Below are 15117 nucleotides of genomic sequence, written 5' to 3'. Positions count from 1 at the left end.
TTCCCTTTTAGTTCTTAAAAAAAGAACCTTTTCTAATTCCTAATGTTCTACATGAAAAACGTAGGAGAAAAAGTTAAGGACTCTTTATAGAACTATATTTATATAATATTGAGCAAAATTTCAATTTTTTATGAGCAAAGTCAAAACTGTTTACCGTTGCGAACAATGTGGCGCCGATCATCTTAAATGGGCTGGTCAATGCTCAGAGTGTGGTGAATGGAATTCTCTGACTGAAGTTAAACTTGAGCCTACCACTGCTCACCGTGCGCGTCCTAAAATTGGGGGCTATGCGGGTCAAGTTGCTAACATTACAACGCTAAATAAAGTTTCAGTTTCTCATGAAACCCGCTTACCTACAGGCATTAGTGAATTTGACCGAGTGCTCGGCGGCGGCTTGGTGACAGGTTCTGTTGTATTGATTGGTGGTGACCCTGGTATTGGTAAATCAACCATTCTTTTACAAACAGCAACCCACATGGCAAGCGCAAAAAGTTCTGCACTTTATATTACAGGTGAAGAATCTTTATCTCAGGTGGCGCTTCGTGCGCAACGTCTCGACCTGCCAACTGACCAATTAAAAGTCATGGCTGAAACCTGTGTAGAACGCATTTGTGAAGTTTTAGAACAAGAAAAACCTGTAGTCGCTATTCTAGATTCGATTCAAACCCTTTATACAGAAACCCTCCAGTCAGCTCCGGGTGGTGTTTCACAAATTCGTGAATCAGCTGCTTTATTAACCCGTTATGCAAAAAATAGTGGCACAGCGCTATTCATTGTTGGTCATGTGACCAAAGAAGGTGCACTGGCAGGTCCGCGTGTTTTAGAGCATATGGTGGACTGCGTACTTTACTTTGAAGGCCAATCGGACTCACGTTATCGAATGATTCGTGCTGTTAAAAACCGTTTTGGCGCCGTCAATGAACTTGGCGTATTTGGCATGACTGATAAAGGCTTACGTGAAGTTGCTAACCCTTCTGCCATTTTCTTAAGTCGTTATGATGAAGCGATTCCCGGTTCAATTGTCATGATTAGCCGTGAAGGAACTCGCCCTCTTTTGGTTGAAGTACAAGCTTTAGTTGATGATGCTCAAGGACAACCACGACGTGTTGCACTTGGTCTGGAACAAAACCGTTTAAATATGCTGCTTGCTGTAATGCATCGTCATGGCGGCGTGCAAACCACTGGACAAGATGTATACGTCAACATTGTAGGTGGCTTAAAAATTACTGAAACAGGTTCTGATTTGGCTGTCTTATTAGCCTGTGCTTCAAGTTTACGTACTAAAGCATTACCCCAACAACTTGCAGTTTTTGGTGAAGTTGGTCTCTCAGGTGAAATTCGTCCTGTTCCTAACGGTCAGGAACGCTTAAAAGAAGCAGCAAAACATGGTTTTAAATATGTCATTTTACCAAGAGGAAACGCCCCTCAAAAGGCAATTCCGGGCGTACAAGTCATTGCCGTTGCTCGATTGCATGAAGCCTTGACCGAAGCCATGCAACTCAGTGATGAATTGACATAAAAAAACATACTTTTAAGGTTGAAATTTAAGGTAAATACCTGCATAAATACTATTGTAAATTAACTTTAAACAGGAATTTCCTATGGAAGTACACCAGCGTGGCTTGATTACCGGTATTTTAATGGCTGCTTTAGCAATTTCGCCTCTTGCTGAAGCTAAACGTGCAGGTGGTGGTAAAAGCCACGGTATGGCACGATCTACCACTTCAAGCCAGTCTTATCAACAACCTCGTCAAGTGACTCCAGTTCAACAAACTACTACAGCGCCTCAGAAATCTGGTCCAGGCGTTGGTTCAATGGTTGCAGCTGGTGTGGCTGGTGCTGCCGTAGGTGCTGTTGCAGCAAATGCTTTAGCTGATGACAAACCAACATCTACTGAACAACAAGCAACACAGGCGCAAGCACAAGAAGAGAAAAAAGGTGGTATTCCAAGTTGGATTTGGGTATTACTTGCAGCAGCTCTAGCTTTCTTTGTATTCCGTAAATTGGGATCAAAAAAAAAATTAGCAGCTAATAATCCTTACGCACCAAATAATGGCGGTCAAAACCCATTTGGCCGTTCTGCTGCACCACAAGCAACTCCACGCAATGCTGGCGATAATACAAATATCTTTGGTCAATCTGTGGGTGGCGGTGCAGCAACGCAAGCGCCTTTTGGCGGTGTAACAACGAGCAATGGCAATCAACTTCCAGATGGTAGTGAACCAGCTGCGTTCTTACGTATTGCACGTCAACGTTTTAATCATATCCAATCGATGAATACTGCAAGTAACATTGAAGAAATTCGCCGTTACTTAACGCCAGAACTTTATAGTTCAATGTATAACGACATCATGGCCAACCAAGATCAGGATGTTGCTGAATTTAGTAACTTGAATGCGATGGTTGTAGACAGTGCGACTGAAAATGGTCAATACGTAGTAAGCGTACGATTCACTGGTACAGTAAGTGAAGACTTAAACAGCTTGCCACAACCGTTTACCGAAATCTGGCACTTTGTTAAACCTGCTGGTTCTCAGCAAGACTGGGTTGTTGCAGGTATTCAACAAGCTTAAGCTAAATAAATCCTAAATAAAAAAGCCACAATATTGTGGCTTTTTTATTTGTCAGCGTTTAAGCAATTTCTGCTGGAAAGGTCACTACTTTTTCAATTTTGACCTGATCCATTGCAACCATGAGTAAACGGTCTACACCTAAAGCGATACCTGAGCATTCCGGCATATGAGGCAACGCTGATAATAGATGTTCATCTAAAGGCATGACATGAAGCCCCTGCTTAGCCCGCTCTGCATTGTCTGCTTCAAAGCGTGAACGTAACACATCTGCATCAAGCAATTCATCGTAGGCATTGGCTAGCTCTAAGCCTTCAATATAAACCTCAAAACGTGCCGCGACCTCCTCCCCATCTTCATCTACTTTCACTTTTGCCAAAGATGCCATTTCTGGTGGAAAGTCAGTTAAAAAAACTGGAGCATCAAATCCTAAACTTGGTTCAACAAAATGAGAAAATAACAAATCCATGTAAGCTAGACGGTCATCGCCCAAATCAAGATTTAACCCCACACGATTTGCCGTATCTTTGAGTTGCTTCAAAGTTGCTTGCAAAGGGTTAATATCTAAACGGTCTTGAAAGGCATGTTTATAACTTAGAATAAACGGACGAACTTCACCAAAACGATGCTGCAAACAGGTTTGCAATAAATCGGCTGTTTCATGCATTAACGCTTTTAAGTCTAGACCGGGACGGTACCATTCAAGCATGGTAAATTCACTATTGTGTTTACGCCCGTGCTCATCGTCTCGAAAAACCTTACAAATCTGATAAATTGGCCCACTACCGCTCGCCAATAAACGCTTCATCGCAAACTCTGGTGAAGTCTGTAAATATTGCGTTTTCAATTTGCCATTAATATGGCGCAAAGCCTGAACCGAAGCTAAATGCACATCGGTGACACCTGCTTGTGAAACGATCGGTGTCTCGACTTCCATGACATCACGTTCCGCAAAAAACTGACGGATTTGGCTATAGAGCTTGGCACGTGCTTTTAAGGCATCAATTGAACAAGTAGGTTGATAACTTAAACTCATGCCTGTGGTCCCTCATGTGCTGCCCATTCACGGCGCAGCGGATAATTTTTACGTAATAAATCAAATGCTTTTTGCTCTACTTTTCCGTCTTTAATACAAGCACGGATATTGGCATCATCTTGAGCAATATCATAAATTTGAGATAGTTTTTGCTTTAATACAGCTTTTAAATCATGTCCCGAAAAATAGTCTTCGCATGCAGGTAGCTGAGTTTCAAAACGCTTATTAATGTCGTATCCAAATTTTTGGCAAAACGCTTCATAAATCATTTGTGTACCGCGAGCTTTTCCTTCAAGGCTATAACCAGCAATATGCGGTGTTGCTAAAGCCAACATGTCTATGAGTTCTTCTGATATGACTGGTTCATGCTCAAATACATCAAGCACGACTTTACGCTGGGTACGTTGAATATCTTCCATTAAAGCGGCTTCTTTAACAACTGGGCCACGTGCACTATTAATTAAAATAGTGTCAGGTTGAAGCGCTGCAAAAGCTTTTTCATCAAACAGATGATATGTGGCATGTTCACCATTTTTAGTAAGCGGCACATGAATTGAAATGGCATTGGCTTGCTGCAACAGAGTTTCTAAGCTTACATTTTCAATTGTGTCTAGTTTCACATATGGGTCAAAGCCAATTACATTCCAGCCAAGTAACTGAGCCATATAAGCCAAACGCTTACCGACGTTGCCAAGGCCAACAATACCTAGGGTAAATTTTTCTTGTTGTTCTAAAAGGTTTGCATCTAAATGAAGTAAAGCAGTAATGACATATTCAGCAACCGCTTGCGCATTACAACCAGCCGCATTTGCCCATGTAATTCCTTGTTTTTCTAACGCCGCAATATCTAAATGATCGGTCCCGATTGTGGCACTGCCCACATATTTTAATGCTGTGTTTTCAATTAAACTTGCGTTAACTGCAGTAACCGAACGGACCAGTAAAGCTTCAGCATCTTTTACATCTGCATGGGTTAAAGTGCGCCCAGCTTTGTGTTGAATATCGCCAAACTCAGAAAAAAAGTAATCGGTAAATGCCAAATTTTCATCTGCGACGATTTTCATTGTCTGCAACCCATAGCTTATAAAAACGTTATTATCCTTTGAGTTGTAGCAAAGCACAATGTTAATGCCTTTAAATTCACGATTCTAAACTTTGACGGTTTGCTAATTACAAGCCACCACCAAAGTAGAAATAGGCCATCACGGCCAGTGTGATCCAAACTAGAATAATCAACACAGCAACTAAATAATTTTGAGGTCGACGCTCCTGTTGATCTAGCCATTCTTCAGCTTGTTGTTCCGCATCTAAAATGACTTGTTGAGGTGTAAAACGAACAGCTAACCAAATCAGCATCGGTAGAATGATGGCCTCATCTAAAAGGCCTAAAATAGGAATAAAATCTGGAATTAAATCGATTGGACTAAAGGCATAAGCCACAGCCACCACAGCAATAACTTTTGGGAACCATGGCATTTGAGGATGCTTTGACGCAAACCAAAGCATAATAATTTGTTTTTTTAGACGTTTTGCCCATTCTTTTAGTGATTGTAACCAAGACATTTGGACAGACTCTGAACCTTTAGAGTTTTATAATAATCCATAAAACCTATCCTTAGCTTAAAAGCCAAAGAAATGTCAGATGAGCTTTATTTTAGGTTCTTCATCTTGAACAATATATTTTAAATTTCTGTATATAAAACAAATCTATCTCCCCTACAAAAACTCGCCAAAGTCAGGCCAGATTGTTTTGCTAATTGAATAGCCATGCTGGTAGGTGCTGAAATTGACGCCAGTAGACTTATATTCAGCTTGGCACATTTTCGTATTAGTTCATAACTTGCCCGACTGGTCATCACCACAAAACCTAAACTGGTGTCGTAGTTTTCTTGCGCTAAATAACCGATTAATTTATCTAAAGCATTATGGCGGCCAACATCTTCAAATAAAGCCACGATTTGTCCATCAATCACCCATGCTGCGGCATGTGCGCCACCCGTTAAAGCGGTAATTTCCTGTTGGGCTTTTAAATGGGAAATGGCACTCGGAATTTGCTCAAGCCATATTTTTGATGCATGCGTTGTAATTTTTGGAACATCTAACTGAAACTGCTCTAAACTCTCAATTCCACACAAACCACAGCCTGTACGGCCTACCATCATACGGCGATGTTCCTTTAAGGCAGCAAATGCTCTCGATGAAATGGTCATTTCTACCGTAATGCCCAATTCATTTTGATGTACATCAAGCGCATATAGCTCTTTTAAGCTTGTTAAAATTCCTTCGGAGAGACTAAAGCCTTTGGCAAATAAATCAACATCAGTCGGTGTGGCCATCATCACCGCATGCGAAATACCGTTATACACCAAGGCGATTGGGTACTCTTGCACAATATGATCTAAAACATTTTCAGAGTTGGTTTTGTTAAACCGCTGTACTAGTAATGTTTCAACCCCATAAGAATGTGGTGTCAAAATTATTTCCTTTATTTCAAAATGGCGCTTGTTTAGAGCGCCATTTGTTTGGATGATATTTTTTAATATTGCCTTTGATTAAAGGTTGCTTACTTTCTTATCGGCATCTTCAGGGGCTACTGCCGTTGCCAAGTTAAAATGCTCTGGCGCATTTCCGGGATGCAAAATCACAGGAACACTTTTTGAAGCAGGAATCTTGGCATATTTATCATGACTGCTTAATGCCACCAAAGGATTAGTTTCCGGATAGTAAGCGGCTAAACTGCCTCGCGGAATGTTGTACGGCACAATACGGAAACTATGCACGATACGTTTTACACCGTCCGAGAAAACACTTTCAATATCGACCCACTGATTTGCTTCAAATCCAGCTTCATCAATATCAGCTTGGTTCATAAACAACACACGGCGCTGACCGAACACCCCACGGTAACGGTCATCTAGACCATATAGAGTAGTGTTGTATTGGTCATGAGAACGCGTGGTCATCAAGGTATAAACTTTACTGTCGGTATATGCGGCAGCGTACTGATTTTCTTTATCGGCATAGACTTCACTCAGCGGTGTAATCATAAACTGCGCTTTACCACTTTTTGTATTCCAGATGTGCTGATTGGCTGGATGTTCGAGGTGGAAGCCACCCGGTTTATAGACACGTAAATTAAAGTCATGGAACTCATCAAACACATCGGCAATTGAGTCACGAATACGGTCATAGCTTTCGATATACCATTTCCATTTAATCTGACTGTCTGGAAGCACTGCTTCAGCCATTCGGGCGACGATATCTGGTTCAGACAAAATATTGTCAGAAATTGGAGCGTTACGCCCTGCTGACAAATGAATATTACTCATCGAATCTTCGACTGAAATTGCCTGTGGGCCATGAAGCTGCTCATCAATTTCGGTACGGCCTAAACATGGCAAAATAAGAGCATCTTTACCACACACTAAATGGCTACGGTTTAACTTAGTTGCGACATGAACAGTTAAATTACACTTTCTAAGTGCTTCTTGGGTATACGGCGTATCTGGCGTTGCAACTGCAAAGTTCCCACCTAAACCAATAAAGACTTTGACCTCGCCTTCAGCCATGGCTTTAATGGTTTCAACGACACCATGTCCATTTTTTCTCGGTGATTTAATACCAAACACACGGTCAATGTTGTCGAGTAATTTAGGGCTAGGCAGTTCATTAATGCCCATGGTTCGGTCGCCTTGCACATTACTATGCCCGCGAACTGGACATAACCCTGCACCTGGCCTGCCAATTTGACCACGTGCCAACAATAAATTTGCCAGCATGTGTACGTTAGCAGTTCCGTGACGATGCTGGGTAATACCCATTCCCCAACAGAAAATTGAACGCTCTGATTCTAAAAAGAGTTTGGCGAGTTTTTCTAAATGTTCAGGCGATAGGCCTGAGTGTTTATAAAGATCTGCCCATTCAGTTCTTTCAACCTCAGCAATCATTTCATCAAAACCAACGGTATTCACCGCAATAAAGTTTCGGTCAAAAATACTTGGTTTACCTGAGGCAAGTGCTTTTTTATCCCACTCATTTAAGTGTTTTAACATACCCAACATGAGTGCATAGTCACCACCAATTTTAGGTTGGAAATAATAGCGACTAATTGGTGTACTGCCGTTAGTCATCATTTCAAGCGGTGCTTGCGGGTCTTGGAAACGCTCAAGACCTCTTTCTTTAATTGGGTTAATCGCAATAATGTTACCGCCGCGTTTAGACACTTCACGCAAAGTACCTAACATACGTGGATGGTTTGTGCCGGGGTTATGACCAAAACTAAAAATAGCATCGGCTACGTCAAAGTCTTCTAGGGTGACTGTGCCTTTTCCTAAACCAATCGAGTCAAGCAAACCAACACTTGTGGTTTCATGGCACATGTTCGAGCAGTCTGGAAAGTTATTTGTACCAAAGCTTCGCACAAACAATTGATATAAAAATGCTGCTTCGTTACTGGCACGGCCAGAGGTATAAAATGCCGCTTGGTCTGGGTTGTCTAGCGCATGTAAATGTTGAGCAATGAGTTTAAATGCATCGTCCCATGAAATAGGCACATATTTATCGGTTGCAGCATCGTAGCGAACTGGGTCTGTTAAGCGGCCTAAGTCTTCGAGGAAAAAGTCACTTTGTTCTGATAACCAACTGACGGTATGTCCTGCGAAATATTCAGGAGTCACTGTTTTACTGGTTGCTTCAAAGGCAACTGCTTTTGCACCATTTTCACAGAAGTTAAACGCATGAGCATCTTTCTTTTCTGGCCATGCACAGCCAGGACAGTCAAAACCTGTAGGCTGGTTAATGTTGAGTAAGGTAATTGAACCTTTACCTAAAATATCTTGTCGCTTTAAGTTTCGAGCAACACTAAGGAGTGCGCCCCACCCGCCAGCAGGATGAGTGTATGGCTCAATTCGCGCAAAACCGTTATTTTCTTGTATATGCTTTTGTTCTTCTGAATTATCCACTTTTTCATCCTCTTATTTCTTCTTAGGCATTCAACAGATCCAATAAAACCACAATTTAATTATGCTTATATTAAGAATCGCTGGTGTCTTGCTTGTGGGTAGAGTCCGCTTGGTATGTTATTCACCATATTTTAAAAAGCTGGCTCAACTGTTCTTATAATATGTGCCATATTTTTTACAATTACAATCATTTAGGCCAACGGCGCTATTTATAGAAAAACATATAAAACAATGAGTTAAAAAGATAGAAACTCCGCCTTTTACAGATCAAAACATTATTGGCTTTTATTTTTAACAGATTGAAAGCCTTTTAAAATTGATGTTTACATGTCTTTATCTATGTTTTTTTCGCATTAAACAGTATAAAACAATTAAAAATCTATCCACATTAGAGCATTTATGAAGGTTGTGATCGCCCCTGATTCATTTAAAGACAGCTTATCTGCTTTAAACGTAGCTCAGGCCATTGCCAAAGGATGGCAAGAAGTTTTTCCTCATGCAGAAACGATTTTATGCCCGATGGCCGATGGCGGCGAAGGAACTATTGAAGCAGTGTTAGAGGTCTGTGAAGGTGAATGGCGTGAAAAAACTGTAGTCGGGCCATTAGGTCAGCCTGTTCAAGCCAAATGGGGATGGTTAGAAAAACAAAAAATCGCCATCATTGAAATGGCTCAAGCGAGCGGCATACAGTTAGTCCCACCGTCAGAACGTGATGCCTGCCACAGCACAACGTTTGGAACAGGCCAACTCATTTTGGATGCTTTAGACGCAGGTGCAAAAGACATTATTTTAACTGTAGGCGGTAGTGCTACTAATGATGGTGGCACAGGATTACTGAGTGCTTTAGGTGCTGTTTTGCTCGATGCCAAACAAAAGGTTTTACCCGCTGGTGGTCTCGCTCTAAGCAACCTATCAAAAATTGATTTAACACATTTCGACTCACGTATTCAGCACACGCGGTTTTTACTAGCTGCCGATGTGACCAATCCACTTTGCGGTCCAAACGGCGCATCTCATATTTTTGGTCCACAAAAAGGGGCTTCCCCTACTCAAGTAAAGTTACTTGATCGAGCTCTTGCCCATTTTGCCGATGTCTCGGCACAACTTTTAGGTTTCGATAAACGAGATGACGCAGGCTCTGGTGCTGCTGGCGGTTTGGGCTTTGCAGCCAAAAGTTATTTAAATGCAGATTTTAAAGCTGGCGTTAAAGTCGTAGGTGAACTGAATCAACTTGAACATAAAATCTCTAATGCAAATTGGGTCATTACCGGTGAAGGTAAATTTGACCAACAAACATTAAGTGGTAAAACAGTTTTTGGGGTGAGTCAAATTGCCAAAACACACAATGTTCCTGTCATTGTCATTGCAGGGACATTAGGCGAAGGCTACCAAGCGCTTTATGAACATGGGGTTAAGGCTGCTTTTTCGCTAACAAATGGTCCCATCACATTAGAACAAGCCTGCGAACATGCAGCAGAACTCATTTATGAAAGAACTATCGATATTGCGAGATTAATTCAGTTTAATATGAACCAAGCTTAAATATTACTTTGTTATTTTAAAAACGGTCAAACCAAGAGATAGGAAAATCTTATGAATGTTATTGATGCCATCCGTAACCGCCGCGCAGTTAAACGCTTCGACCCTGCTTTTCAACTTTCTGAAGATAACAAAAAGCAGTTATTACAAGAAGTTTTAGCAAATGCGCCAAGCGCTTTTAACTTACAACATTGGCGTCCAGTCATCATTGAAGATACTGAGTTAAGACAAAAAATTCGCACCATTGCTTGGGATCAACCACAAGTTACAGAATCATCATTACTAATTGTGTTGTGTGCAAAAGTAAATACATGGGAAGTTGATGCTAAGCGTGTGTGGGATGGCGCAACTCCAGAAGTACAAAATATTATGGCTGGCGCAATTGACCAATATTACCGTGACCGTCCACAAACCCAACGTGACGAAGTTATGCGTAGTGCAGGTATTTTTGCTCAAACCTTGATGCTTCTTGCTCAAGAGCATGGTTTAGACAGTTGCCCTATGGATGGTTTTGACTTTGACGCGATGGCAAAGCTCATTAACTTACCTGAAGATCACGTGGTATGTTTAATGATTGCTGTTGGTAAGTCAGCTTCCGAGCCTTACCCACGCGTGGGCAAACTTCCTTACGACGATGTCATTATTCAAAATACATTCTAAGTTTTTAGTCAGATTTTAGGCCCTCATGCTATTTATAGCATGAGGGCCTAATTGTTAATGACATTCTGTTTTGTAAAATCATTTTGCCTTTTTGGTGTTTAACTTATTGGTTAAACGACGAACTAAAAGAAAAAATAAAGGCACAAAGAAAATAGAAAGTAGAGTTCCCGAAATCATCCCACCAGTTACGGCGATACCAATTTCTTTTCGGCTAACAGCCCCTGCTCCTGTAGATACAGCCAATGGAAGAACACCTGCAACAAAAGCCAGAGATGTCATAATAATTGGCCGTAATCGCTGACCAGCACCTTCAATAATGGCATCCATTAATGCCTGACCAGCCTCTAACTTAGCTGCCGCAAATTCAACAATCAAAATAGCATTTTTGGCAGAAAGCCCAATGGTGGTAAGCATAGCGACCTGAAAGTAAATATCGTTAACAAAACCTGCCAGACTTGCAGCAACTACAGCGCCAATAAGACCTAAAGGAATCACTAGCATGACAGAGACAGGAATAGACCAACTTTCATAAAGTGCTGCCAAACATAAAAAGATAAAGATGATTGAGGCTAAATATAACCAGATCGTTTGGCCACCCGCTAGTTTCTCTTGATAAGACAACCCACTCCACTGAAGATTAAAACCTTGTTGTTGGTCAACTAACTGCTGCATCTTATCCATAGCCCCACCAGAACTCTCACCAGCTGCCGCAGAACCTTGTATTTGAACGGCTGAAAGACCGTTAAAGCGTTGCAGCATTTGAGGGCCCATCTGCCATTTCATAGAAGAGAAACTAGAAAATGGCGTCATTTCACCGCTAGTACCACGAACATACCACTGTCCAATATCTTGGGGTAAGGAACGATAGTTCGCATCTCCTTGTAAATAAACACGCTTAACACGTCCTCTATCAATGAAGTCATTTACATAAGATCCGCCCCATGCGGTCGACAAAGTATTGCTAATATCAGCTTGAGCCAAGCCAAAAGCACTGGCTTTTCTTTGATCGATATCGACTTGTAACTGAGCTTTATCATCTAAACCATTTAAGCGTACTGCTGCTAATCCTGCATCAGCATTTGCTTCTTTGAGTACATTATCTTTTGCGGCGAGTAAGGCATCACGTCCTTTATTTTCAGCATCTTGCAACCAAAGTTCAAAACCACTTGATTGGCCAAGACCTCTTACAGAAGCAGGTGACAGTACCTGAACGCGAGCTTCACGTAGCGACTTAAAATGTGCATTTGCACGAGCAATCACAGCTTCTGCCGTATTTTCACTACCTTTTCGATCATCCCAATGTTTAAGTTCAGCAAATGCCATCCCAACATTTTGCCCACTGCCTGCGTTATTTCTACCCATCACCATGAAAATCACATTGAGATTATCCTTTTCTTTCGTCAAAAAGTAATCTGCAATCTGATTACCAACCCGCTCTGTTTCAGCTAGTGTCGTGCCTACAGGCGTACTAAATTGAACCATAACCGAGCCTTGGTCTTCTTGTGGTAAAAACCCCGTATTCATACGCGTATATTGCCAGCCTAACAAAGCGGTAATACCTACGAATATGATCATAAAGACTTTGGGTTTACCTAAAACAGCAACTAGCTTTGTGCGGTAGCCTGACTGCCCTTGTTCGACTTTACGATTGAACCAAGTAAAGAATTTTCTCTGCTTATGTTTTTCATTTGCAGGTTTGAGTAATGTTGCACATAACGCAGGTGAAAGTGTTAAAGCAACAATTGCAGAAAGTACCATTGCCGATACAAGCGTTACCGAGAACTGGCGATAGATAATCCCGACGGAACCACCAAAAAATGCCATAGGTAAAAATACCGCTGCGAGTACCATGGCAATACCCACCAGCGCACCCGATATCTCCTGCATTGAAATTAGGGTGGCTTGCCGAGCATCAACATTTTGCTCATGCATAACCCGCTCGACATTTTCTACAACGACAATCGCGTCATCTACCAGTAAACCAATTGCGAGTACCATTGCAAACAAAGTCAGTGTATTAATGCTATAGCCAAGTACGCTCAACACAGCAAATGTACCTAACAATACGACCGGAACTGCAATTGCCGGAATTAAAGTTGCACGCCAGCTTTGCAAAAATAAGAACATGACAATAATGACGAGAACAATCGCTTCAGCTAAAGTTTTAATCACCCCATTTACCGAGGCTTCTACAAATGGCGTACTGTCGCGTGGGTATGCAACTTTTAAACCCGCTGGCATAGAGGCAGTTAACCGTGTGACTTCAGCTTTAACTCGTTCAGCCGTTTCTAATGCATTGGCACCAGATGCAAGCTGAATAGACATACCCGAAGCTGGCTTTCCATTCAAACGTGTAGAAGTCTGATAACTCTCTGCACCACGCTCGACTCGAGCAACATCTTTAAGTAATACAACCGCACCATTGGTTTGTGTGCGCAAAATAATATTTTCAAATTGGCTCACGGTTTGTAACCGAGATAATGCTGTTACTGTTGCATTTAGAGCCTGCCCATCACGCGTGGGTAATGCGCCCAACTCTCCCGCTGTAATTTGAGTGTTTTGTGCTTCAATTGCAGTTCTAACATCTGATGGCATTAATCCATAACTGTTTAATTTATGAGGATCAAGCCAGATGCGCATTGCATATTGAGCACCAAATACGGTGATTTCACCCACTCCATCGACCCGACTTAATGGATCTTGCAGTGTACTCACCATATAGTCAGATATGTCGACAGAAGATCTAGTCCCACTTTCATCGTAAAGCGCAAAGACCAGTAAACTATCGCCTTGTGACTTTGTCACAGTGATCCCTTGCTGCTGAACCTCTTGAGGCAATCGACTCAGTGCCTGATTCACAGCATTTTGCACCTGCACCTGAGCAGTGTCAGGATTGGTATCCTGATCAAAACTAAGACTTATGCGTGCTTGACCGGCCGAACTACTACTCGATGAAAAATACAGTAGACCATCAATCCCTTTAATTTGTTGCTCCAAAATCTGGGTAACACTGTCTTCAACAGTTTTAGCAGATGCTCCCGGATAATTTGCAGTAACATTTACACCTGGTGGTGCAATGTCAGGATATTGCTCAATGGGTAATGTTAAAATCGAAATTGTCCCCAATGCCATAATACAAATAGAGAGGACCCAAGCAAAAATAGGTCGTGCAATAAAAAAACTCGACAACATACGCAATCCTCAACTCATTGGGGTAGGTTCAATCGTCATGCCGGCACTTAAGCCTTGCAGACCCTCAACAATGACTTGATCTCCTGCTTTCAAGCCAGAGGTCACTAACCAACGATTATCAATTGCATCGCCTAGAGTAATTTTTCGTTGCTCGGCTTTATTATCTTTTCCAACAATCCAAACAAGTGGATTTCCTTCTGCGTCTCGGAACAGCGCACCTTGAGGAATTAAGACGCTGTTAGGACGTGTTCCCGTTCCAAGTTCTGCCCGCACATACAGGCCGGGCAATAACGCATTATTGGGGTTGGGAAATGCTGCACGTAAGGTGACACTTCCTGTCGCCTCATCTACAGCAACATCACTAAACTTAAAAGTCCCCTGTTCTGCATAGGCAGTGCCATTCTCAAGCTTCAAACGTACTGAAAGTTCAGTCGGTTTTATTCCATTTTCAGTAAGCTGTTTACGCAGTGCCATGTATTCATCACTCGACTGAGTCAAATCAACATACATGGGGTCCAGTTTTTGAATCGTTGCTAAAGGCTCTGTTTGAGCAGAGGTGACTAAAGCCCCACGTGTAATAGATGAACGCCCTATCCGTCCTGAAATTGGCGCACTAACTTGTGTGTAACGTAAATTGGTTCGTGCTGTTTTCAATACAGCTTCATTTACGGCAACAGTCGCTTTCGCTTGCTCATATGCACTTTGAGCATTATCAAGCTCCTGTTGACTCACCCCATTTACTTTAATTAATTCTTTATAACGCTCGGCTTGAAGGCGAGTCGAATTTACAGTGGCTTTTGCTAATGCAAGATTACCAGCGGCTTCATCCACACTATCCCGATAGAGTGATGAATCAATTTTATAAAGTGGCTGCCCTTTGTTTACTTGCGTGCCTTCCTTAAATAATTGCTCTATTACTACTCCATTGACTTGTGGACGGACCTGAGAAATTTCAGAGGCCACCGTTCTACCAGCCAATTGATAGGTAGATTCAATCGTCTCTGGTTTTATAGTGATCGTACCCACCTGCTGAATATTTTTAGGGGCAGGCGGATCAGAATCACATCCATTAAGAAAAAGTAGCAAAGGCAATAACCACAAGTACTTATGATTAAAAAAAACCGAACCAAACATATTTTGGCACCCTAGACTTATAGAC

The 15117-nt window shown here is 41.8% G+C and carries 11 protein-coding genes; 4 read left to right on the top strand and 7 right to left on the bottom strand.

The window, feature by feature from the left end:
- Positions 1–130 precede the first annotated feature (130 nt).
- Positions 131–1519 (top strand): DNA repair protein RadA, encoded by a 1389-nt coding sequence (gene radA, locus HJG58_RS13530; protein WP_005073053.1) that lies wholly within the window; start codon positions 131–133, stop codon positions 1517–1519.
- An 82-nt stretch (positions 1520–1601) separates the two neighbouring features.
- Complete coding sequence (locus HJG58_RS13525; RefSeq protein ID WP_032007052.1) at positions 1602–2573, top strand: Tim44 domain-containing protein; 972 nt, start codon at positions 1602–1604, stop codon at positions 2571–2573.
- Between the two features lie 58 nt (positions 2574–2631).
- Here HJG58_RS13525 and epmA read toward each other — a convergent pair whose 3' ends face one another.
- From epmA to HJG58_RS13500, 5 genes are all read right to left on the bottom strand, one after another.
- On the bottom strand, positions 2632–3606 hold the full coding sequence (gene epmA / locus HJG58_RS13520; RefSeq protein ID WP_170249304.1) for an EF-P lysine aminoacylase EpmA: 975 nt from the start codon (positions 3604–3606) through the stop codon (positions 2632–2634).
- Positions 3603–4670: a 4-phosphoerythronate dehydrogenase gene (locus tag HJG58_RS13515; protein ID WP_170249302.1), complete on the bottom strand. Its 1068-nt coding sequence runs from the start codon at positions 4668–4670 to the stop codon at positions 3603–3605. Before HJG58_RS13515 ends, epmA begins: the two co-directional genes overlap by 4 nt.
- A 106-nt stretch (positions 4671–4776) precedes the next feature.
- Positions 4777–5169 carry a YkvA family protein gene (locus HJG58_RS13510; RefSeq protein WP_069140875.1) on the bottom strand — a complete coding sequence of 131 codons (393 nt, stop codon included), beginning with the start codon at positions 5167–5169 and terminating at the stop codon, positions 4777–4779.
- Between the two features lie 119 nt (positions 5170–5288).
- Positions 5289–6080: a formate dehydrogenase accessory sulfurtransferase FdhD gene (fdhD, locus tag HJG58_RS13505; protein WP_170249300.1), complete on the bottom strand. Its 792-nt coding sequence runs from the start codon at positions 6078–6080 to the stop codon at positions 5289–5291.
- Positions 6081–6158: 78 nt separating this feature from the next.
- Positions 6159–8567, bottom strand: a complete 2409-nt coding sequence (locus HJG58_RS13500; RefSeq protein ID WP_170249299.1) for an FdhF/YdeP family oxidoreductase — start codon at positions 8565–8567, stop codon at positions 6159–6161.
- 399 nt (positions 8568–8966) lie between these two features.
- On the opposite strand from HJG58_RS13500, the gene HJG58_RS13495 reads away from it, so the two are divergent.
- Together HJG58_RS13495 and HJG58_RS13490 are read left to right on the top strand one after the other, a co-directional pair.
- On the top strand, positions 8967–10109 hold the full coding sequence (locus HJG58_RS13495; protein WP_170249297.1) for a glycerate kinase: 1143 nt from the start codon (positions 8967–8969) through the stop codon (positions 10107–10109).
- Positions 10110–10160: 51 nt separating this feature from the next.
- On the top strand, positions 10161–10766 hold the full coding sequence (locus HJG58_RS13490; RefSeq protein ID WP_002118380.1) for a nitroreductase family protein: 606 nt from the start codon (positions 10161–10163) through the stop codon (positions 10764–10766).
- Positions 10767–10844: 78 nt separating this feature from the next.
- Here HJG58_RS13490 and adeE read toward each other — a convergent pair whose 3' ends face one another.
- Positions 10845–13958 carry a multidrug efflux RND transporter permease subunit AdeE gene (adeE, locus tag HJG58_RS13485; RefSeq protein ID WP_170249295.1) on the bottom strand — a complete coding sequence of 1038 codons (3114 nt, stop codon included), beginning with the start codon at positions 13956–13958 and terminating at the stop codon, positions 10845–10847.
- 9 nt (positions 13959–13967) lie between these two features.
- Complete coding sequence (gene adeD / locus HJG58_RS13480) at positions 13968–15092, bottom strand: multidrug efflux RND transporter periplasmic adaptor subunit AdeD (protein WP_170249293.1); 1125 nt, start codon at positions 15090–15092, stop codon at positions 13968–13970.
- Positions 15093–15117: the final 25 nt, after the last annotated feature.

This window comes from Acinetobacter geminorum (assembly GCF_013009345.1).
Classification (GTDB): Bacteria; Pseudomonadota; Gammaproteobacteria; order Pseudomonadales; family Moraxellaceae; genus Acinetobacter; species Acinetobacter geminorum.
The sequence above is the reverse complement of the archived record's forward strand: the minus strand, read 5'-3'. Positions and strand labels throughout refer to the sequence as shown.